This is a genomic window from Serratia sp. C2(1), assembly GCF_036352655.1.
Classification (GTDB): domain Bacteria; phylum Pseudomonadota; class Gammaproteobacteria; order Enterobacterales; family Enterobacteriaceae; genus Serratia; species Serratia inhibens.
In genome coordinates this window covers 43,550-64,421 of the sequence record NZ_JAZFBA010000008.1, presented here as the reverse complement: position 1 = coordinate 64,421, position 20,872 = coordinate 43,550, and the positions used below count along the sequence as shown (strand labels likewise).

Annotated in this window: 21 protein-coding genes; all 21 read left to right on the top strand. The window is 54.5% G+C overall.

Annotated features, from left to right (window positions below; all coding sequences use genetic code 11):
* The first annotated feature begins 335 nt into the window (after window positions 1-335).
* The 21 genes from V2S86_RS24785 (at window position 336) to V2S86_RS24685 (ending at window position 20,798) form a co-directional block, all read left to right on the top strand.
* Window positions 336-1,262, top strand: a complete 927-nt coding sequence (locus tag V2S86_RS24785; RefSeq protein ID WP_330764561.1) for a ParA family protein — start codon at window positions 336-338, stop codon at window positions 1,260-1,262.
* The gene (gene dnaB-PI / locus V2S86_RS24780; protein WP_330764560.1) at window positions 1,259-2,614 is read left to right on the top strand and encodes an SPI-7-type island replicative DNA helicase; all 1,356 of its coding nucleotides are present in this window, start codon (window positions 1,259-1,261) and stop codon (window positions 2,612-2,614) included. Before V2S86_RS24785 ends, dnaB-PI begins: the two co-directional genes overlap by 4 nt.
* A 2-nt stretch (window positions 2,615-2,616) precedes the next feature.
* Window positions 2,617-4,356 carry a ParB family protein gene (locus V2S86_RS24775; RefSeq protein WP_330764559.1) on the top strand — a complete coding sequence of 580 codons (1,740 nt, stop codon included), beginning with the start codon at window positions 2,617-2,619 and terminating at the stop codon, window positions 4,354-4,356.
* Window positions 4,356-5,075 (top strand): DUF2786 domain-containing protein, encoded by a 720-nt coding sequence (locus V2S86_RS24770; RefSeq protein ID WP_330764558.1) that lies wholly within the window; start codon window positions 4,356-4,358, stop codon window positions 5,073-5,075. The genes V2S86_RS24775 and V2S86_RS24770 overlap by 1 nt, the downstream gene beginning before the upstream one ends.
* A gap of 4 nt (window positions 5,076-5,079) precedes the next feature.
* Window positions 5,080-5,709: a DUF2857 domain-containing protein gene (locus V2S86_RS24765; protein ID WP_103101363.1), complete on the top strand. Its 630-nt coding sequence runs from the start codon at window positions 5,080-5,082 to the stop codon at window positions 5,707-5,709.
* Window positions 5,706-5,969 carry a ParE family toxin-like protein gene (locus V2S86_RS24760; RefSeq protein WP_218218525.1) on the top strand — a complete coding sequence of 88 codons (264 nt, stop codon included), beginning with the start codon at window positions 5,706-5,708 and terminating at the stop codon, window positions 5,967-5,969. Before V2S86_RS24765 ends, V2S86_RS24760 begins: the two co-directional genes overlap by 4 nt.
* 113 nt (window positions 5,970-6,082) lie before the next feature.
* Window positions 6,083-7,354 (top strand): STY4528 family pathogenicity island replication protein, encoded by a 1,272-nt coding sequence (locus V2S86_RS24755; protein WP_330764557.1) that lies wholly within the window; start codon window positions 6,083-6,085, stop codon window positions 7,352-7,354.
* A 189-nt stretch (window positions 7,355-7,543) separates the two neighbouring features.
* The gene (locus V2S86_RS24750) at window positions 7,544-8,305 is read left to right on the top strand and encodes a PFL_4669 family integrating conjugative element protein (protein ID WP_330764556.1); all 762 of its coding nucleotides are present in this window, start codon (window positions 7,544-7,546) and stop codon (window positions 8,303-8,305) included.
* Window positions 8,302-8,877, top strand: coding sequence for a hypothetical protein (locus tag V2S86_RS24745; protein WP_330764555.1), 576 nt, complete (start codon window positions 8,302-8,304; stop codon window positions 8,875-8,877). Before V2S86_RS24750 ends, V2S86_RS24745 begins: the two co-directional genes overlap by 4 nt.
* A gap of 13 nt (window positions 8,878-8,890) precedes the next feature.
* Window positions 8,891-10,930 (top strand): DNA topoisomerase III, encoded by a 2,040-nt coding sequence (locus tag V2S86_RS24740; RefSeq protein ID WP_330764554.1) that lies wholly within the window; start codon window positions 8,891-8,893, stop codon window positions 10,928-10,930.
* A gap of 713 nt (window positions 10,931-11,643) precedes the next feature.
* On the top strand, window positions 11,644-12,111 hold the full coding sequence (locus V2S86_RS24735) for an STY4534 family ICE replication protein (RefSeq protein ID WP_290016671.1): 468 nt from the start codon (window positions 11,644-11,646) through the stop codon (window positions 12,109-12,111).
* A 71-nt stretch (window positions 12,112-12,182) separates the two neighbouring features.
* Complete coding sequence (locus V2S86_RS24730; RefSeq protein ID WP_330764553.1) at window positions 12,183-12,689, top strand: single-stranded DNA-binding protein; 507 nt, start codon at window positions 12,183-12,185, stop codon at window positions 12,687-12,689.
* 142 nt (window positions 12,690-12,831) lie between these two features.
* Window positions 12,832-13,905, top strand: coding sequence for a toll/interleukin-1 receptor domain-containing protein (locus tag V2S86_RS24725; protein ID WP_330764552.1), 1,074 nt, complete (start codon window positions 12,832-12,834; stop codon window positions 13,903-13,905).
* Between the two features lie 152 nt (window positions 13,906-14,057).
* The gene (gene pilL2, locus V2S86_RS24720) at window positions 14,058-14,702 is read left to right on the top strand and encodes a PFGI-1 class ICE element type IV pilus protein PilL2 (protein WP_330764551.1); all 645 of its coding nucleotides are present in this window, start codon (window positions 14,058-14,060) and stop codon (window positions 14,700-14,702) included.
* Window positions 14,699-15,442: a hypothetical protein gene (locus V2S86_RS24715; protein WP_330764550.1), complete on the top strand. Its 744-nt coding sequence runs from the start codon at window positions 14,699-14,701 to the stop codon at window positions 15,440-15,442. Before pilL2 ends, V2S86_RS24715 begins: the two co-directional genes overlap by 4 nt.
* 10 nt (window positions 15,443-15,452) lie before the next feature.
* A complete protein-coding gene (locus V2S86_RS24710) occupies window positions 15,453-16,163 on the top strand; it encodes a TIGR03759 family integrating conjugative element protein (RefSeq protein ID WP_330764549.1) in 711 nt (236 codons plus the stop codon).
* Entirely contained in the window at window positions 16,142-16,828 is a 687-nt protein-coding gene (locus V2S86_RS24705; RefSeq protein ID WP_330764548.1) for a transglycosylase SLT domain-containing protein, read from the top strand. Before V2S86_RS24710 ends, V2S86_RS24705 begins: the two co-directional genes overlap by 22 nt.
* Before the next feature lie 2 nt (window positions 16,829-16,830).
* The gene (locus tag V2S86_RS24700) at window positions 16,831-17,355 is read left to right on the top strand and encodes an integrating conjugative element protein (protein ID WP_330764547.1); all 525 of its coding nucleotides are present in this window, start codon (window positions 16,831-16,833) and stop codon (window positions 17,353-17,355) included.
* Complete coding sequence (locus V2S86_RS24695; RefSeq protein WP_330764546.1) at window positions 17,352-17,948, top strand: restriction endonuclease; 597 nt, start codon at window positions 17,352-17,354, stop codon at window positions 17,946-17,948. The genes V2S86_RS24700 and V2S86_RS24695 overlap by 4 nt, the downstream gene beginning before the upstream one ends.
* Window positions 17,945-20,059: a type IV conjugative transfer system coupling protein TraD gene (traD, locus tag V2S86_RS24690; protein ID WP_330764545.1), complete on the top strand. Its 2,115-nt coding sequence runs from the start codon at window positions 17,945-17,947 to the stop codon at window positions 20,057-20,059. The genes V2S86_RS24695 and traD overlap by 4 nt, the downstream gene beginning before the upstream one ends.
* Window positions 20,040-20,798 (top strand): TIGR03747 family integrating conjugative element membrane protein, encoded by a 759-nt coding sequence (locus V2S86_RS24685; RefSeq protein ID WP_330764544.1) that lies wholly within the window; start codon window positions 20,040-20,042, stop codon window positions 20,796-20,798. The genes traD and V2S86_RS24685 overlap by 20 nt, the downstream gene beginning before the upstream one ends.
* Window positions 20,799-20,872 lie beyond the last annotated feature (74 nt).

Here is a 20,872-nt window from a genome sequence, read left to right as displayed (position 1 = left end):
GTCCATACCCCGAAAAGCAAAAAACCCGCCATAGGCGGGTTCTTCTAAATAGGGCGACCGGACTCGGACAACCGGCGCTTGCGCCGGATTGAACAACGCTTCAGCGTTGGCCCGCAGGGTGAGGCCTTTGGCCGAATAATCGAACTCGTTCGATGGAGAGTCCATATCCCGAAAAGCAAAAAACCCGCCATAGGCGGGTTCTTCTAAATATGGTGCCCGGACTCGGAATCGAACCAAGGACACGGGGATTTTCAATCCCTGTGCTTGTTGTCAAATTGTTAAATGTTAAGTTTTTTAACCCTTTACACGCGAATTAATAAATTCGAGTGTAAAACATGCATACATTAGCTAAATCCACATCTATGGGTGTTAGCCACCCAGCACCTCGTGTTATCCCTATGGTTTCAACCAAAGGGGGCGAAGGTAAATCTACCCAAAGCGCCAACCTTGCCGGCTTCCTTGCCGATGCAGGTAAAAAGACACTCCTCATCGATGGTGACCACTCCCAACCCACCGCAAGCAGCATTTTCTCCCTAGAATATGAGGCCCCCAACGGTTTGTATGAGTTGTTGATGAAGACGGTCGACCTCAATAATCCCGAGCAAATCATTTCCCGTTCTGTTATCCCTAATCTCGATGTCATTGTTTCCAACGATCCCCATGACCGTTTATCTTCTGCCATGCTGCATGCCCCTGATGGCCGTATGCGCCTGAAGAATGTTCTGCAGCACTCTTTGTTCAACGAGTACGATGTCATCATCATTGACTCGAAAGGCGCGGCGTCTGTGATGCTCGAGCTGATTCTGGTTGCCAGTACGGAATTCGCTGTCGGGGTTATCAAGCCTATACTGCCGGACACACGTGAGTTTTTACGCGGAACGCTGGGGTTGATGGAGGGATTACTACCGCTGACCTGCTACGGTATCGCGTTGCCCCGTATCCGTATTCTGACGAACTGTATGGAGTACACTAATCTGGATTGGCAGACACTGGAAAGTCTGCGCAGCATTATCATCAATAACCAATATCTGCGTGCAGATTCTTTCGATGTCTCCCTTCTCGACACCATCATCCCCAAGTTAGAAATTTACAAAATGGGGCATGCCTCCGGCCAACCTGTTCACCGTCTCGAAAAAACCACAACTCGAACGTCTACACCGGCAGCCGCTGACACCATGCATATGCTGGCTTGTGAGCTGTTTCCTCAGTGGAAATCAGACTTTGATGCACTGCTGACCGGGAAGTCGGAGGTGCAACCATGAACCAGGCGACAACCAAAATCCCTTATTCCTCCGATGCTGAGCAGGCAGTTCTTGGCGGCTTGATGTTGGATAACGAGCGGTGGGATGACGTTCTCCCATTAGTTGGAGAGCGTGATTTTCATCTTGCAGCACATCGCCGAATTTTCCAGGCCATGGCTCGCCTGATGGCTGTCCAGCAGCCGATTGATCTGATTACGCTCCATAAATCACTGGAACAAAATGGGGCGCTCGAGCAGGTGGGTGGTTTTGCCTATCTGGCGGAGTTGTCTAAAAACACGCCGAGCGCAGCCAATATCGTCGCCTATGCCGAAATTGTGGCTGAACGCAGTCGTCTGCGCAGCCTGTTGCAACTCGGGCGTGAATTGAGCGCTGATGCCGCTAATCCCCGCGCAGAGTCTGCTGCCCTGACCGAACGGGCAGAACAGCAATTGTTCCAGCTTTCTGAGCAAACCCAGTCGCAGCAGAATGTCAGCCTGACGGATGGGTTGAATGCCGTCGTGACCTATCTGGATACGGTGAATGGCGGTAATGGTATCACCGGCACCCCGACCGGTTTTTCAGAGCTTGATGTGATGACGTGTGGTCTGCAGCCCGGAGATTTGGTGTTACTTGCCGCACGGCCGTCGATGGGTAAAACCGCCTTTGCATTGAGCGCCTACACCGGCGCGCTTCGTGGCACTGAGAAACCTGCGTTCTTCTTCAGCCTGGAAATGCCGCGCGAACAGCTGCTTCAACGCCTTATCGCTGTGGATGGACGGGTTGAACTTTCACGTCTGCGCAGTGGCCAGTTGGAAGATGAAGATTGGGCCCGTATTTCCAAGGCGATGGAGCGGTTGTTGCCATTGGAAAATCGCCTGATTATTGACGATGAATCATATTTGACCCCCGCACTGCTGCGTTCCAGGGCGCGTCGCTACACCCGGTTGTACGGTAAGCCGGGTTTAATCATGGTCGATTATCTGCAGTTGATGCGTTGCCCTGGCCAGGAAAATCGCACCCAAGAAATTGCGGAAATCTCCCGCAGTCTGAAAGCGCTGGCCAAAGAGCTTGATTGTCCCGTCGTCGCGCTGTCTCAGTTGAACCGTCAACTGGAAAGCCGTGCTGACAAACGTCCCTTTAATGGTGACCTGCGAGACTCCGGTGCGCTGGAGCAGGATGCTGATGTGATCGCGTTCATCTACCGTGATGAAGTTTATTACGCTGATTCTGATGATGCCGGCACGGCAGAAATTATCATTGGTAAACAGCGGCAGGGGGCAACGGGTACCGTTCGCGTCAAGTTTGAAGGGCAATTCACCGCGTTCAGCGACCTCCATGACGGTCAGTATGACCAATACTCGGGGAGGGCGTAATCATGGCGCGTCCTAAAACCAAGATCCTCGATCTGAACAGTGCTTTGCTCCAACAGGGCAAAACGGCGGCAGGCACACAGCCTTTAGCCCCCATGGTGGCGGAGACCCCTGTCAGTGAAATGCCGATGGTGTTGACGCTGGATGAGGTCAACCCTAATCCGGATAACCCGCGTACCACCCGTAACCCCAAATATGATGATATTAAAGTGTCAATTCGGGCGCGTGGGTTGGATACGGTGCCGAAAGTAACCCGTGATCCGGAGCGCCCTGAGCTGGGGTATTTCTTCAGTGATGGGGGGAATACGCGTTATTCCATTCTTTCCGAGCTCTGGCAGGAAACGGGAGAAGAACGATTTTATCGCTTCTCTTGCGTGTTCAAACCCTGGCCAGGACGATTATCCTGCGTGATAGGTCACTTGGCTGAAAATGAAGTGCGAGGGGATCTGACATTTATCGAGAAAGCGTTTGGGATCAAGCAGGCACGTACGCTTTTTGAAGAGCAATTGGGTAAAACTGTCTCTTTACGCGAACTTTCAACGCTGCTGGGGGAGTCCGGCTATCCGGTTCATAACTCCAACATCAGCCGTATGGAAGATACGATCCAATATTTATACCCTTATATTCCACGTTTACTCGAGTCAGGTTTAGGACGTCCACAGATTCAACTCTTGTTAGCCTTACGTGGGAATGCTGACAAAACATGGCAGCGTTTTATCATTGATGTTGAAGTAACTTGTACCTTTGATGCAGTCTTCGGAGCAGTTTGCAGTCACTTTGATGACCCTGAAGTCTACTCGCTGGATATGTTCCGTGATGAATTGATTGGGGCACTCATCAACGCGTTGCCGCACCCGTTGCTCAATTATGACCGCTGGTTACTGGAGCTCGATCCCAAAGAACAAAACCGACGCAAGCACCTCGGTGAACCGACGTTAACGCCCGAGTTGTCAGGCAAGGGCAATACTGTCGAGCTGGCGCCAGCACTGCAACAGGAAGATAGCGGTGGGCAGACGGAACCTGAAGTGCTGGGTGGTGGCTCTTCTTTGGCGCTGGACAGCGCGTTAGATGAGTCAACGGGTGATTCTGATGAGGAATCACAGGACTCTCTGGAAGAGGAAATCCCTACAACCCAAACTGAACCACGTGTTGAAACTCAACCTGATTTATACGGCGCTCCTTCGGTGTTATCAGGTGACGTTGAAACGGTTTTAGACGGTGAGAATACTACCGTCAATGAATCCCCTCTGTCTGGCGCTCATGATTCGACCGTCCCTCTCAGCAATACCGATACACAGCCAAAGCAAACTGTAACCCCTGCAGCAGAGGTGCCTTTTGCCGAGGTAGGGCTTGAGCCGGTCTCCTCCATTTGGGCTATTTCTGCCCTGCAAGACGATATTGAGCACCTGCAGGTGATCACCTTTCGGTTGGCATTTGAACTGGCCGAAGTGGCGGGCTGCGAGGCTGAAATCAAAGCCGATAAAGCCGACTTGCAGGCTGCCGGCTACGCATTGACTGCCGAACATCCCTCTCGCTTTACCGCGTTACTCCTGACCCTTGCCGGCAACAACCCGGACGGTGTCTCATCCAGCTCGCTCAATGAAGCCCTTATCGGTTCGGAAAATACGGCTGACTGGCCTTTGCTTGACGATATTCATGCCGTGAAATTGATGCGCCTTATTCGCGTTTTGCGTCGTCTGCGTGAACTGCAGCGTGACTTATCTGCAACAGAGGAGACAGCCTGATGAGCCATTCACAACGACAGACGCGCCTGGTGAAACTGGTGCGCAAACTCCTCGAGCTAGCCCGCAGCAACAGCAACGCGCATGAGGCTGGGCTGGCGTTAGCCCGAGCGCAAAAGCTGATGGAGAAATACGGCATCAGCGAACTGGAGGCCAGCCTTTCTTCTCTTCAGATGGTACCGAGCCAGGGAGCACCTTCCGAAGCGAAACAAAAACTCCCCGAATGGATGTCTGGTTTGGCGTGGGCGACTGCCCGCGCCTTTGGATGCCGTTTGTATTTCTCTTGGCGAGATACGGCTTCAGGCCAGCGGCGCAACGTGACGTTCTACGGCTTTAGTGAGCGGCCGGCCGTTGCGGCTTATGTGTTCGATGTGCTGAGCCGGCAGTTGAAAGATGCGACTGCAGACTACCTGAAAACCCAGAATAAACGCCTGAAAATGAGCACGCGCCGTGCCCGAGCAGAGCAGTTTCGTGCCGGCTGGGTTGCCGGCGTCCGGAGAGTTATCACAACGTTTACCGTTACTGAACAGGAATGCGAGCTGATGGGGACCTGGCTGGAAAGCCAAAAGATGGGGGAGCTGCAAACGCGCGCACCGAAAGCCTGCCGCGGTGATGATATTGCCCGTTTACGTGGATACGAGGCAGGGCAGAACGCCAGGTTGCACCAGGGCGTTCAGGGTGATGGGCCAGTGGCAATCGCACATAGCATTGGGGGGAAATAGGACAATGAGTAATAGCTTATCGCAGGCAACGAACAGTCTGCTCACGCAGCTCGTGATGGAACTTAAATCAGGCTATATCCGCCGTTGTGAGTCCCTGGGGCTGACAACGGAAGAGATGCAGCTGCTGCACGGTTTGACCATTGAAGATCTGCATTACCTGATGAACAGCTCCGTATCGGTGCTGACCTTCCAAATCCATCACGAGAATTTCTCACTGATGTTGCAACACGCGCGTCGCGAGCAGCAGCGTATGCAGCGGATTGACCGTGCACTGGCGTTGGGGGGCTCTATCGAAATGATGCAGCACTATTTTGGCCTCTCTACCGTTGAAGTTGCCGCCCGCCGGCGCATGACCGGTATCAACATTCGCCAGGGGCGTTGTGCGGCACTCAGCGATGACGAGAACGCGGCATTGTGGCGACAGTGGCAAAAAGCCGACATTGATGATGCCTCCAGTGCCGATGGGCTGGACGTCATGATGCTGGCTGCCGAGCAGATGGATGTTTCTTTGACGGCTGTCTGGCACGCCGTCCGCAGCTTCGATGCCCCTCAGACCGCTACCGCCAGAAAAGCCATTCAGGCCGTGCGTACGCCACGCGGTACGCCGGGAGGAAATGCAAGGAGGCTGGCATGAAGCCGGTGATATTAATGCCGGGGTTGCAGGTCCCCCGTTCGGCGCCACCGTCCTGTCAAAAAAAGGCGAAGGAGCAGGTCAGGCGCTTCCGCCGCGGGGAGCGTAACTACAAGAATCTTCATGTCAAAGGCAAGCACGCCCCCGGGCGTGCCTGGATGAAGATTGATATAGGCACCAGCTGGCGTCTGCTGAGTCGCAACAGTGGGGATGACTGGGAGTTGTTGACCCACGAACGCTACAACAACGAGTTGTGGAAGTGATGACATTCACCCTGTACCTGATGTCGGGTACAGGCCTGAGTGCCGTTAGGCCAACAACCGCTTGATGTCTTCGCCCTGTGGGCGGGGGCAGCGTAAAAGGATGCGCAAAATCGATGAGCATAAAAACACCTGATGACAGCCTGATCACCTTTACGCTCGAACAAATGAATGCCCGCCTGGCAGAACGAATAGGTGCCGAAAAGCACGCGGGGGTTCCCGATGTCACGAATCTGCGCAGCGGTCTCTTGTTCATGGGCAATGTGCATGATTCCATCCCCCGCCGGTTGCTCCTGGACACCCGTTTGTCCCCGCTGGATAAAACCGCATGGATAATGATCCGCTTGTACGCGCAACAGAACCAGGGCGCCGTGTTCCCGACCTATGACGAGTTGCAACTGCAGCTCGCCTCGCCGTTTAACGGTAAGGCGTCCCGCGAAACCGTCAGCCGTGTGTTGCTGATGTTACGCCTTACGGGTTGGCTCAGTTTGTGCCGGCGTGTGCGTGACGACAAGGGCAGGGTGAAGGGGAATATCTATGCCCAACACGATGAGCCGCTCTCGGCCCGTGATGCGGAGACATTGGATCCGACCTGGCTTGATACGGTCGCCATGGGCTGCGCACACAAGAACCGCACCATAAGCCAGACGGCCTGGGCGGTACTGTCCGATATTCAAAATGACCCTACAATGCGTCATCAGCATTCCCAGATGGCGGCGATTGCTGAACGGCTGGGTTCACCACAAACCCCGCAACAGATGGCTGTCAGAGTTTCTCAACGGCAGGACCCCCCCCCCAGTTCGGACGCCGAACTCAGTAAAAAATCCCCGGGTTCGGATACCGAACTGAGTCAAATTAAGCCCGGTTCGGATACCGAACTCAGTGTGAAACAGGGGAGCAAAACACCGAGTTCGTTTTCCGAACTCATTCTGGAATCAGCTACTTACGGTGCATCAACCCAACCGAACTGTAACGTACGTTCTTTCACACAGAGTGTGAATAAAACAACGTACGTACCTGAGTTACCCGCCGAACTACAGTCCAGCATGGCAGCGGATGACCAACGACAAGTCGTGGCTCAGCTTCAAGCGTTGCCCGAAGCTTGCGCCCGTCAGGTGCTGGAGAGTCTTGGGCAGGCGATGGCCAAAGGCAGCCTGAATAACCCCACTGGCTGGCTGCTGGCAGTGATCAAGCGCGCTCGGAACGGTGAGCTGTATGCGAGTGCTAAATCCCCAGAGCCTGCCAGGCCTGTTCCGGCACGCGAAATACCTTCCTCTGTGGCACCTGCAAAACCAGCAGGTCCAGTCCGCGAACATCTGGCGTCGCGGGACCATGTGAGTGGTGTCGTGGCCAAATTGCGCCAGCAAATGATGCGGGCAAAAAAATGAGTCGTGAGTGCAAACAACCAGAACTGTTTAAAAAACACACACTGCTGACAGTGTCAGCACTGACCGAAATATAGGCAATTATAGGCTTGGGAATTTTTCCTTTAGAAACCAAAAAGAGTTTTGGATTGCTGCTAATGGTGTCTGCCGAGACTATTTCTAGCCACACACGTTCCCGGAAGGATGCTTCTAATGGCTGAATCAGCAAAGAATAATGAACAAAAACCGGCGGCTGCACGCGCTGGCGCACTAAAATCCACTCTTACCGTAGAGCTTCATACCCTCTATGCCATTCGTTTATGGGAAGGGCGGCGTAGCCAAAACGCTGATCCTGAAACGTCGGGGAAGCGACGCCCTGATATTTATAGTATGCCCCGTTTTATTCTACGAGCAGGGCAGATCAATGAGGCTTCTGGTGAAGATAACCCTTATGCCGATGCTGCGATGGTCGCCCTGGAAGAGACCTTAAATAAAGGTACGCTGTTACTTCAACAGGCTGTTGCCGAGCTGGACAAAACACTGGCAAATATCCCTGCTCAAATTTCTCTTTCAGATGTGGCTTCTGTGTCTCCTTTAAATATTGGTGTATTTAGCCGAACCCCGGTGGGTTATCGCTGCGTTTTCCTCCTGGTTGGTTATGACCAACTGGCGATGAAAGCCTTTCAGGCTTGGCACTACGGGCTCATATCTCGTTCGCAACGTGACACATTATTAGATCGTGGAGGTCACTGGATCCGTAGTGTGTACGGTGTTGTCCAACACTATCGTCCCGTCAATGTGACTCGTAATGATATCCGTCTCGAAACCCCCGCAGGAAAGGATGCGATCACCCGTTTTGGTATGCCTGACGAAGACATTATGTCAGGTGCGACACGTTCCGCTTTTTCACCGCCCCTCAATAAAACTTCTGTGTTAACAGCCTCCGCTTCTTCTAAAAAAGGAGCCAAAGCATGAGCATGAATCGACAGGTAAAGTCTGTTTTGATGCCGGCTGTTCTCTGCACCGCGTTGTTGTTAACGGGGTGTGCAGGCACCGAGCTGGGTGAATGGAACCAAAAAATCAGTGACGCTGCTCATTCGCTGGCAAGCGGTGGCAGTGGTGGTTCCAGCGACGGCGGCATGCCCTGGATGACCCGGGCCGGTATTTCCGGGCCCCGGCAAGATGTGCGTCATACGTATACGCTCCCGGTGGACGTTGATACCGCGGCGGCGCGGCTGAAAAGCCATTATCAGTTTATCTCTTCCGAAGAGCTGGAAAATCTGCGCCAGCGTGATCAGCACGGCGACTGGAGCGCGAGCTCCATTGATGAAGCCCGCCCGGTCTGGTCAGCAAACCAGGGCAGTTATTACAAGATGGGGCAGGAATGGAAAGGCAATGATCGCCTTGAGCTCGAAGTGGTCAAGTCCGGCGCCAGCAGTCTCCTGAAAGTGACGTATAGCTCATCGGATGCGTCGCACCTGACCGATGCTTACCTCGGACGTTTGATGACGCAGCTGCAGCAGGTCGCTAAAGGTCAGCTGGGCTGACGGGGGGTATCTGATGCAACTCTACCTGTGCGAGAAACCCAGCCAGGGTAAAGATATCGGCGCCATTCTCGGGGCGACGCAGCGTAAGCCGGGTTACCTGGCGGGCGCCGGCGTGATAGTCACCTGGGCTATAGGGCATCTGCTGGAACAGGCCCAGCCGGAGACCTACGGTGAGCAGTTCGGCAGTCCCTGGCGGGAGTCCGTGCTTCCTATCGTCCCTACCCAGTGGAAAATGGCGGTAAAAAAAGACACTGCCGACCAGTTCGCTGTCATCCGCGGGCTGCTCAAGCAGGTTGATTCTGTGGTGATTGCGACCGATGCGGACCGCGAGGGGGAAGTGATCGCGCGGGAATTACTGGAACATTGCCACTTTACCGGCCCGGTCCAGCGGCTCTGGTTGTCAGCGCTGGACGAGGCCAGTATTCGGCATGCCCTGGCGAACAAACTCCCTGGCGAGAAGACCGCGCCCCTGTATGAAGCTGGCCTGGCGCGATCACGGGCTGACTGGATGACGGGAATGAATCTGACCCGGCTTTACACGCTCAAAGCCCGCGAACAGGGATACGGCGAAGTGTTGTCGATCGGGCGGGTGCAGACCCCCACGCTGGCGCTGGTCGTGAACCGTGACCGCGACATTGCAAACTTCATCTCAAAACCATACTGGCAAGTCAGGGCCACGCTGCAGAAAGGCGGGATCGACTTCCCGGCAAACTGGGTGCCTGCCGCCAACTACTGTGATGAAGAGAAGCGCTGTATTCAACAGAATGTGGCGCAGGCCGTCGTGCAGCTGTGTCAGCAAACGGCTCATGCCGTTGTGCTTGAGGTGGGGACCGAACGCAAGAAAGAGTCCGCGCCGTTGGCATTTGACCTGGGCACCCTGCAGCAGGCTTGCTCCCGCAAGTGGGGGATGAGCGCCAACCAAGTCTTGAGTATCGCACAGTCACTGTATGAGACGCACAAGGCCACCACGTATCCCCGGACGGATTGCGGCTATCTGCCGACATCGATGCGGGAAGAGGTTGCCGATGTGCTGAGCGCGGTTACCCGCACGGACCCAACGCAGAGTGAAAGCGTGGCTAGGCTCGACAGGACATTCGTATCTCGTATCTGGAACGACAAAAAAATCACGGCGCACCACGGGATTATCCCAACCAAACAGCCGTTCGACCTGAGCAAGCTGTCTGCCGACGAGCTCAAGGTCTATCAGCTGATCCGTCAGCATTACCTGGCACAGTTCCTGCCGTTACATGAAGTGGATGTCACGGAAGCGACATTCAATATCGGCGGGCAACTGTTCCGCACCCGCGGCAAGGTTGAAGCGGTAGCAGGATGGAAAGTGCTGTTCCAGCATGACGCGAGCGAGGCGAAAGAGGAACAGGCTGACACGGATGATGTTCGGCTGCCTGCCCTGGTAAAAGGTGAAACCGTCGCGGTAGCTGGCGCTGAACTCAAAACGCTGCAGACGAAGCCCCCAGGACATTTCACCGACGGGACACTGATCGCCGCCATGAAAAATGCAGCGGCGTTCGTCAGTGACCCGCAACTGAAGAAAGTGTTGAAAGAGAACGCAGGGCTGGGTACTGAAGCGACGCGCGCCGGTATCCTGGAGACGTTGTTTAAACGTGGGTACCTGGAGAAGAAGGGCAAATTTCTACTTTCCACGCCGATCGCCGGCGAACTGATTGATGCGTTACCGACTGCACTGACCAATCCAGGGATGACGGCGTTGTGGGAGCAGGCGCTGGACGAGATTGCCCAGGGGCAGATGACACTCGACACATTCATGAGCCGTCAGGCGCAGTGGACAGGGCATCTGGTGGAGAAAGGAAAGGCGCAAGCCGTGAAGTTTACCGCGCCACCTTCCCCACCTTGCCCGACCTGTAGCGGCACGATGCGCCGGCGTGCCGGGAAGAAAGGTGGTGGCGCCTTCTGGGGCTGCAGTAATTACCCCACTTGCCAGGGCATCATTAACATCGATGCAAAAAGTGGGCGTAAGGCTAAGCGCTATAAAGCAAAATCACCGGCTAAAAATAAAGCAATCGTCTCGGAGTAAGAGATTGTCTGATGTTTATCACAGAAAGTTTTGCTAATGTGGGCGGGCTTTGATGCAGAGCACCCCGTGGCTGCGGATGGCAGGAAAGTTTAATGCATGGACAATTCTGCTTCAGCCCGTATCAATGGCCTCCACACTCAGGTTGATTGATTAAGCGCATGCGACTTCGTGAAAAACGCGCCAGGAGACTACTACCCCTCCTCGAAGTCAGATGAGATCTACTACCAGTTATGGTGCAAACTCCGCGGCGCAGTCTTTGACTGTGCCGTTTTTGTTTTCTCAATTCACAAAATTGATATTCCAGGTTGACAGCAGCAGCACCTGAATTAAAAATGAACAGGCTTACTTGTTGTCTTCGGACAACCACTAATGCTCAGTGGGTCTGTGATGAGCGCTTTCGGGTGACCCTGCTGTTAATTGACAGCCACTAATGATCCCGTTACCTGTGAGGATCGCCTTCGGGTGGTAACAAAAGAACACTTCCTTAGCCTGAAAGGGAGTACACAGTTTACTGTGTGGTACATCTGCCCGCCTTTGAGAGTAGATATCGTTGATAGTGAACGCGACTTTGCGTAACGATTAAGGCTTATTCAATCTGATCAGACTGTCAGGCAATGGCGTATACCCATACCTGGCTCCCGACGGGAAATACTTTTCCCGTTAGGGAAGGTGTATTTCTCCGTCACCGAATCTACACGCCTGGAGAAAACATCATGTCTAGCCAATCTCAGCAAGCATCCACCAAAACTGAATACTTCAACCTGACTATCAAAGGCATGGGGTACCTCAGTAACATTCGTCAAGTCAATGGCCCGAATGGCACCTTTATCAGCTGTGTCGTCAATGGACTCTCCGGTCCTACCGATAACGCCAGTTATACGCGTTTCGATGTGACGGTAGCCGGTAAAGAAGCCAGCAGCCTGATCAATCGCTGTCAAAAGTCGGTTGATGAAGACAAGAAGGTCCTGATTGGTTTTGTGCTTAGCAATCTAAAAACGGATATCTTCACGCTCAACAGCGGCGAACATGCGGGTGAACAGCGCGTCAGCCTCAAAGCCCGCCTTATCAAGGTCGATTGGATCAAGATCGGTCAGGAGAAGGTCTTCCAGGCTGAGAAATCCGACTCTACGCCGCCTCAGCAAGGTTCCGCACAGCAACAATATGCGGAAAACTCTTTCTGATAACGCCCTCTACGCCTCGATTTATCGGGGCGTTTTCCCATTCTAATTCTATTCCCTATGAGGATTCGATTATGGCGTCTCGCGGCGTAAACAAAGTCATACTTGTCGGTCATCTCGGCCAGGATCCGGAAGTCCGTTACATGCCAAATGGTGGTGCGGTTGCTAACATTACCCTGGCGACCTCAGAGAGTTGGCGCGATAAGGCGACCGGTGAGCAGAAAGAAAAAACTGAATGGCACCGTGTCGTGCTGTTCGGTAAGCTTGCCGAAATTGCCGGTGAATATTTGCGTAAGGGCTCGCAGGTTTACATTGAAGGCTCCCTGCAGACACGCAAATGGACCGATCAGGCCGGTGTCGAAAAGTACACCACTGAAATCGTCGTCAACATAGGCGGCACTCTGCAGATGTTGGGTGGGCGTTCGCAACCAGCCAACGCAGGACAATCAGGCCAGGGCAGTTGGGGGAAACCTCAGCAACCGCAACCTTCGCACAGCGGTACGCCGGCTCAGCAACCCCAGCCAGCTCAATCGGGTGGGAATGCAGCGCCGATGGATTTTGACGATGATATACCTTTCTGAAGAGTACTTTTTTCAGAGTTGTTAACTGAGAACAATAAACCCTGCTCCGGTAGGGTTTATTATAGATAGAGCAGTGGTGCTATTTTTTTATTGGTAGTAAAGTACCCCTCTGTCTATAGACATTTTTATAATTGGAGAGCGTATGGATAAGCCAACCATTTTCTTTAGTCACTCATCTATTGATCGAGAGTATATTTCTGAGTTAAAGGGAATGATAACTGGTCGCACATCTGGAACTGTTAATATTTTTCAATCCAGTGATGGTGAAAGTATTCCGTTCGGTAATAACTGGGTTCATAAGATTGAAGAAAATTTGCATAAAGCAAAAATAATGTTTGTTTTTGTTTCTCCAAAATCAATATCATCTAGTTGGATATATTTTGAGTCGGGGTTTGCATATTCAAAAGGAGTGCGTGTTATTCCAGTGGGCATTAAGGGTGTTGATGTCGGCGCACTCAAACCGCCACTTAACTTGTTGCAAGGTTTCAATGTCTCATCGTCAGAAGGGATGAATAATATAATTAGTGTACTAAATAAAGAGTTTGCATGTAGTTTTGATGCTTCTTTCTCTAATGTTGACTTTGAACGAATTTCCCAGTTTGATGATGGTATCGTTGGTAAAAATAATGAAGCGCTAGAGTTAGTTGACTATGTGCATTTTAATCTCTCTGCACTAGTAGGTAGTGTGACAACACAGGATGAAAATAATATATTTGAAGACGCGATAGAGAGGCTTGAGGGAAAACTCCAAAGATTGAATGTACAGACTGCGCACAGCTATGAAGGTGATCTCCATGCTCATGGTTTATACGCCGTTTCGCACGGTCATTCTCCTGGAGCGCGAAAATCACTATCCATTAAGATAGATCCATATATGTTGATTGTGTATGAGCCTTTAATTTCTGAGTTGTTCTTGAATATGTATGAGAATAATGAGCCAGTGAAGGGATGGTTTAAGGTCTATTTTAAAAGCGCTGTGGAGTTAGAAACGGAGGGGTTCAAAGTATCATCGCGACTATCAAAGGTGGATGTCGGTTTCTCGTCTCGCGGTGGTGATGGTTATAATTATATGGAGTTGGATTTTGCCTTAGATAGGGCGTCCTCTAATCTTGGTAAAAAAGCGGGATTGAGAGTTATTTATAATCAAGGTGATTTTAGACTGAATACATTCTTAGAGTTGCTTACTACTCTAAGGAAAGTAGGGGTTATCCGTTGATTGATTGTTTCTTGGTGGGGTTAGGGACCTCACCAGTCAGTTCAAAGGACAAGTTATTTTTTCGTTTGCAATAAAGAGTTGTTAATTGAGCGTCCCGGGCGGTAACCGCACAGTGACTCCTGTCAATTGTCACTGAACAGGAAACCTTCCGGATGAAAAAAACAATTCTCGTCTCTTCCCTGGCAGCACTCATGCTGACCGGGTGCGTTACTCAACAGCCTCTGCAGCAGCGTGATATTTCCCCTGTTACGTCGTCTGTCACCGTCAACCGCAATGTTCAGTCGGTCAGCCCGGATGCCTACGGGCTGGTGCCGGAGGTGGTGCGCTACGACCGTTATTTATTGGTCAGCACTGACCCGGCGGCCGTTCAGCGTGATCCGCTCTCGCAAATCATCGATATCCGTATTCCGGCGTCAGTAAAACCGACGGTTGCTGATGCGTTGCGCTATGCGCTGCGCCAGTCGGGCTATTCCCTATGCGCGACCGGACCGGCAAACGGCGTGCTGTACCGCCAGGCGTTGCCGGCGGTGCAGTACCAACTGGGGCCGATGCGTTTGCGTACTGCCCTGCAAGTGTTGGCCGGTCCCGCGTGGCAGCTCGAGGTAGACGACGTGCAACGTGTTGTCTGCCACAGCCTGCGTGACGGGTATCAGTTGCCGGCTACGCAGCTGCCGCCGGTGACGGTGGCGTCGGGCAAGGCGGTTTTAGCACCGGTTTCAGCACGTCCTGCTGCAACTGTCATTGCACCTCAAGCCGTTAACGCGGTGCCGGCAACCGGTGGGTGGTTGAAAAAATGACAGAGCATAATGAAGAAATGGTGCCGATGACACCGGCTAAAAAAGGGTTGCTGCGCAGCAAGACCTTCTGGGGGGCAACGGCCGGCGTCGTTGTCATCTTGGTTACTGGCCTCGTCGGTACAGGGGCTATCAACCATGTCGACCAGCGTATTGTCCAGCTTGAGCGGGCACAGAAAGCACTGGCACCGCAGGATGGCATGAACTCTATGGCCGATGTGGTGCAGACGCACGCAAAACAGCTCAAAAGCTTGGCTGAACGCCAGGCCTCGATCACGCGACAGATTGGGGCGCTGACGCTAACCAATGGGTTACCGGAAAAACTTGAGCAACAGCTGCAGGCTCAACAGGTTGAGTTGAATGTGCTGAAAGACAGCATCGAGTCCGTGAAAAAGTCAGCAACTGAAAAGCCGGCATCGACTGTGGCGCCATCAACGTCCGTACCCGCAGCCCCTTCAGCGACAGCCAAAATCACCCCAAAGCACAAACCTACGCCGATTAAATCCTCCCCGCGTAATGCGGTACGCCGTGTGGTGAGCAAAGCACCATTCGTGCTGACCGGGGTGGAGCAGCGTGGGACGTCAGCCTTGGCGGCTGTGGCGCCGCAGGGGTTCAGTGATTTGTCGCAGGTGCGGTTAATCGGGGAAGGGGAGTCAGTCGCTGGCTGGACCCTGGTCAGTGCCGGCTACGGGCAGGCGACGTTTCGTGTGAACGGCCGTCTGCAGACCGTCAGCGCCCAATAAGGAGAGCGTGATGAAACTGAAACACCACATGGTCGCGTTGATGCTACTGAGCCCGTTATCACAGGCGGCGCAGCAGACGGCCATCGAGAACAGCCAGTCTACCCTGAGCCAGCTTCAGCAGAGCCAGGACAACAAGACGGCTGAACAGGGCAAGCAGTGGGGCATCAGTGGGGAAGAGTACCAGCGATACCAGCAGTTGATGGGGGGGCCCCGCGGGACCCAATCCCCCGGGCTTGATCCATTAACCGCTCTTGGCATTGAAGCTCAGAGCGACGCCGAACGTAAAAAGTACGCCGAGCAGTGGGTGAAGCAGGAGTTTGTCCGCACCGAGAAAGAACTCAAGTTCCAACGTGAGGTGGATGCGGCCTGGCAGCGCCTCGGTGTGTTGCCGGTCAACATGGGGAATGCTGCGGGTATCGCGCATGACACCGGCGGGCGACTGGCGCTGTTCGTGAAAGCGAAGGACTGCGGTCAGTGTGATGCTCGACTGGCGGCGGTGCTGGCAGATAACCGGCCGGTCGACATTTACCTGGTCGACAGCAAGGGTAATGACAGCCTGCTGCGTGACTGGGCCCGAGCGCATCACATTCCCATCGACAAGGTACGCGCACGTCAAATCACGCTGAATCATGACGGTGGCCGCTGGATGAAGTTCGGCAACGGCCTGATGCCGGTGGTGCTGCAACAAGGGGAAAACGGATGGACACTCGCCGCGTTCTGACCCAGGGGCTATTTCCCCTGTTTGCCTTCCTCACCTCTGTGGGCGCGGGAGCGGTTCATGCTGCCACCCAGCAGGTACCTTCTGGCTATCGGGAGGTGGCGCTGCGTCACGGGGTTCCTCCGGAGTCCCTGTATTCGGTGGCGTTGGCCGAGACATCGATGGCGCCGAAAAACATCGTCTCGGTGACCCGCGGCGCCGGTCCGGCCCCGGATGTGGAGCGCCCCTGGCCCTGGACCATCAATGTTGCCGGTAAAGGGTATCGCTATGCCAGCCGACTGCAGGCCTGGGAAGCCTTACAGCGTTTTTTGAAAACACATCCCAGAAAACGTATTGATGTCGGAATTGCCCAGGTCAATCTGGGCTGGAACGGCCATCACTTTACGTCGACCTGGGCGGCGTTTGAACCGTACACCAACCTCAACGCCGCCGCGGCCATCCTGCGGGAGTGCTATGACCGCAACCCCGGTAGCTGGCTGGTTGCCGCCGGGTGTTATCACCATCCTGCCGGCGGGGTGCCCGCTGCCCGGTATAAATCCATCGTGAGCGGCAAGCTGGCACGTCTAAACGGCAGGGCGTCCGGCCGGACCCGGTTGGCCAGCACCATGCCGACAGCGTTATCGGCGCAAACGGCGGCGCTGACCTGGATTGAACCACGGAACCAATAATCATGAAAAAAGTGAATTTCTTGCTGTTCGGCCTGAGTCTGATGACCACCGCGGCGCTGGCCAACCTGAATGTGATCGCCGATGTCGGTGGTGAAGATGCTTCGCCGTATTTTGAAGGTATCAACCGCCAGGAGGCGGCGCAATCATCTCCTGTCGTGCCGCCGGTGCTAGCATCGTCCTCTGATGCCGAGGCGGCAGTGTTGCCTGTGGCAACGCCAGAACTGACGCCCGGTGATGTGGCTGACAGATCTCTGCAGTTACCCGGGATTGGTGCGCTGTTCATTGTGGGTGATGACGATGACAGCCATATCTGGTTGAAGGCGAACGCTGAAAACCTCAAATTCCGGCACGCCGCAGGTCTCGTCGTTAACGTCAGCAACCTGCCTGCACTGCAGGCGCTGCGTGAGCTGGCGCCGGGCGTGCCGATGGCGCCCGCATCCGGCAGTGAACTGGCGCGTCGTCTGCAGTTGGCGCATTACCCGGTGTTGATCACCGATACCGGGTTGTCACAACAGGTCTCACCATGATGTCGGCACAGCACATCGTCATAGTCGCTGCGTTGATGGTGAATCCTGTGCTGGCGGCGGTGCTGATTGGGCTGTTTGTTGCTGTTATTGCGGGACTCAACTGCCGTGGACGGGAGACAGCCAGCCGTCGCCGCCACCGCCGTTATCAGGCGACGGCTGCTCGGGTGCTTGAGCGTTTACCCCAATTGGCCGGTGACGCGCAGCGCCTGACTTACCTGCGCAAAATCAATCCCTACGTATTTGAAGAGCTGTTGTTGCTGGCCTGTGAACGCCAGGGACATCCGATCAAACGCAACGCATCCTACAGCGGCGATGGCGGCCTGGACGGTCAGGTCATCATTGATGGCAAAGAATACTTCATCCAGGCCAAACACGATGGCCGAACTATCACTCCCTCACACATCCAAGACTTTGGTGCGCTGCTGTTGAAATCTCGGTGCGAGGGCTTTTTTATTCATACCGGTCGTACTGGCCACCTCAGCTGGGCATTGCTGCAAAACCATACCCACGTTCACCTGGTCAGTGGCCAGCGCCTGCTGGATTTATTGGCCGGTAAACCCTGTTGGTACGAAAAAGGAATCAATCGACCATGAGTAATCGCCACGTTATGGAAGCGTTGCTGCGCCCGGCAGTCGAATTGAATACAGCGATTGTGGCCGGCGCTGCGGCCGCTATTTGTTTTGCCGCTCCCTGGTCGGTGGCATTGGCACCATCAGTGAGTTATGTCACTGCCGGCGGATTTGTGGTGCTGTCTGCGGTACGGGCACGTCAGGGCCTGCGGGTGATCCGTTACCGCCGTAATCTGCGCCGGCTGCCGCGCTATGTCATGACCAGCGCACAGATCCCAGTCAGTCGGCAACGGTTGTTCCTGGGGCGGGGTTTTCGCTGGCAGCAAAAGCACACCCAGCGCCTGATGGATACCCGTCGTCCAGAGGTTGAGAAGTATGTTCAGCCGCCAAAAATGTACCAGATGGCGCGCCGTCTGGAGCTTAAAACCGAATATACCTTGCCGTGGTTGTCTCAGTTGCTCCGCAAGGACTCCGCACTCAATCCAGTCAGGCCTCTGCCGCCAGTTGGTGGCAATCCGGCGATCCACGGCATCGAACCCGACGAGCTCGATGTCTCGATGGCGTTGGGCGAGCGTGTAGGGCACAGCCTGGTGCTGGGCACCACCCGAGTAGGCAAAACGCGTCTCGCCGAGTTGCTGATCACCCAGGATATTCGCCGCGGTGACATCACCATCGTGTTTGATCCGAAAGGCGATGCGGACTTGCTGCGGCGTGTCTGGGCTGAAGCCCACCGTGCCGGCCGCGGTGATGAGCTGTTCATCTTCCATCTGGGTTGGCCGGATATCTCGGCCCGCTATAACGCCGTCGGGCGTTTTGAGCGCGTGTCGGAAGTCGCTGGCCGTATCTCCGGGCAGTTGAGTGGGGAGGGCAACAGTGCGGCATTCCGCGAGTTTGCCTGGCGATTCGTCAACATCGTCGCGCGTGCCCTGGTCGCGTTGGGGCAGCGACCGGACTACACCCTCATCACCCGTTATGTGAACAACATCAGCGAACTGTATGAGACCTATGCAAAAAAGGTCATTGAGGAGCGCATGCCGGCACTGCAGCAGCAGATAGATAACAACCTCAAGGTGCTGACGAAGGAGGATGTGCCGCGCAACATGCAGGGACAGCCGAACGCGGTCAAAATATTCGCGGTAGAAATGGCCCTGAGCTCGGAAGCCGGCAAGCAGCTGTATGATCCTATCCTGGATGGACTGCGCTCAGCCGTGCGCTATGACCGCACCTATTTCGATAAAATTGTCGCCTCCCTGCTGCCTCTGCTGGAAAAACTCACCACCGGCAAGACCGCAGAGCTGCTGGCACCGAACTACATGGACATGAACGACCCCCGGCCGATATTTGACTGGGAACAGGTCATCCGCAAGCGCGGTATCGTTTACGTCGGGCTGGATGCGCTGTCGGACGGTGTGGTCGCCTCTGCCGTCGGTAACAGCATGTTTGCTGATCTGGTGTCAGTGGCTGGCCATATCTATAAACACGGCATGCATGGCGGGTTGCCGACCCGTGCCGACGGCAAACTGCCGATCAACCTGCACTGCGATGAGTTTAACGAACTGATGGGGGACGAATTTATTCCTCTCATCAACAAAGGCGGTGGCGCCGGCATGCAGGTGACGGCTTACACGCAAACCGAGTCGGACATCGAGGCTCGCATAGGCAGTACCGCCAAGGCTGCCCAGGTGACGGGTAACTTTAATACCCTGATCATGCTGCGCGTGCGAGAGAACCGGACCGCACAGCTACTGACAACACAGCTCCCGGAGGTCGATGTCTACACCAAAACTCTGGTGTCGGGGCACGCCGATACGGCAGACGTCGAGAAAGGGCAGGACTTCACGTCCAGTACTCAGGATCGCGTCGGTACGGTAAAAACGCCGCTGTTGATGCCGGCGGATGTGATTAATCTGCCGAAGGGGCAGGCGTTCGCGCTGCTGGAAGGTGGGCAATTATGGAAAATCAGGATGCCTTTACCGAGTGGCGACGGCGATGATGCCTTGATGCCACCCAACCTGCAGAAGATTGCCGAGGAGATGCAACGCAATTACCGGACCAGTGAATCCTGGTGGTCAGCCAGCACGGTAATGCCTGATGCAGTCATAAAAAGGGGGCTGAATGTCACAAGCGGTGAATAATCAGCCTCAGCAGCCCGTACAACCTCGCAAGCATGGGGTGTTTTACAATGTACTGTGGGGCTGGCCATGGATGCTGATCGGGATGTTCTTCGCCTCGTTGTTAGTGAGCCTGGTGATTGAGTATGTCGGGATGGCATTCTTCTGGCCAGAACTTGGTGCGTCGCACAGTGAAGCGGTGATGCATACCGAAATGGGGTATTTGTCATCGGAGTTTACCCGCAGTCTGATGTTGTCTGAGCCGTCAGTCACCGTCACGCGGTGGATTGGCCAGGCGTACCAGTGGACCTTTGTGGACAGCGGTTTTTTGGACTGGATCCAACGTGCCTATGACGCGCAGGTACACAGCCAGAATGCGGTGGCCCGAGAGCTGAATAGTTGGAGTGGCTGGCTGGCCGGTACGCTCAAAGAGTACCTGGTGGCGACGGTATATGTCACCGTCATCACCCTGGTGCGGGTGACCATTCTGGTGCTGTCCATCCCGCTGTTTATCCTGGTGGTCCTGGTTGCGCTGACAGAAGGCCTGGGGCGGCGTGATATCCGTCGTTATGGCGCCGGCTATGAAAGCAGCTTTGTCTACCATCATGCAAAACGTATGGTGAAGCCGGCTATCTATATTCCCTGCATGCTGTATCTGTCCTGGCCGACTGCGGTGTATCCCAACCTGCTGCTGTTGCCGGCAGCTATCCTGCTCGGTATTGCGGTGACAGTGACGACAGCGTCGTTTAAGAAATATTTGTAGGTCTGAAACCCGAGCTGGACGGCGGTGTACAAAACTGGTTTTTGTGCGCTGCCGTCAGCAGACAAGCCCTGAAA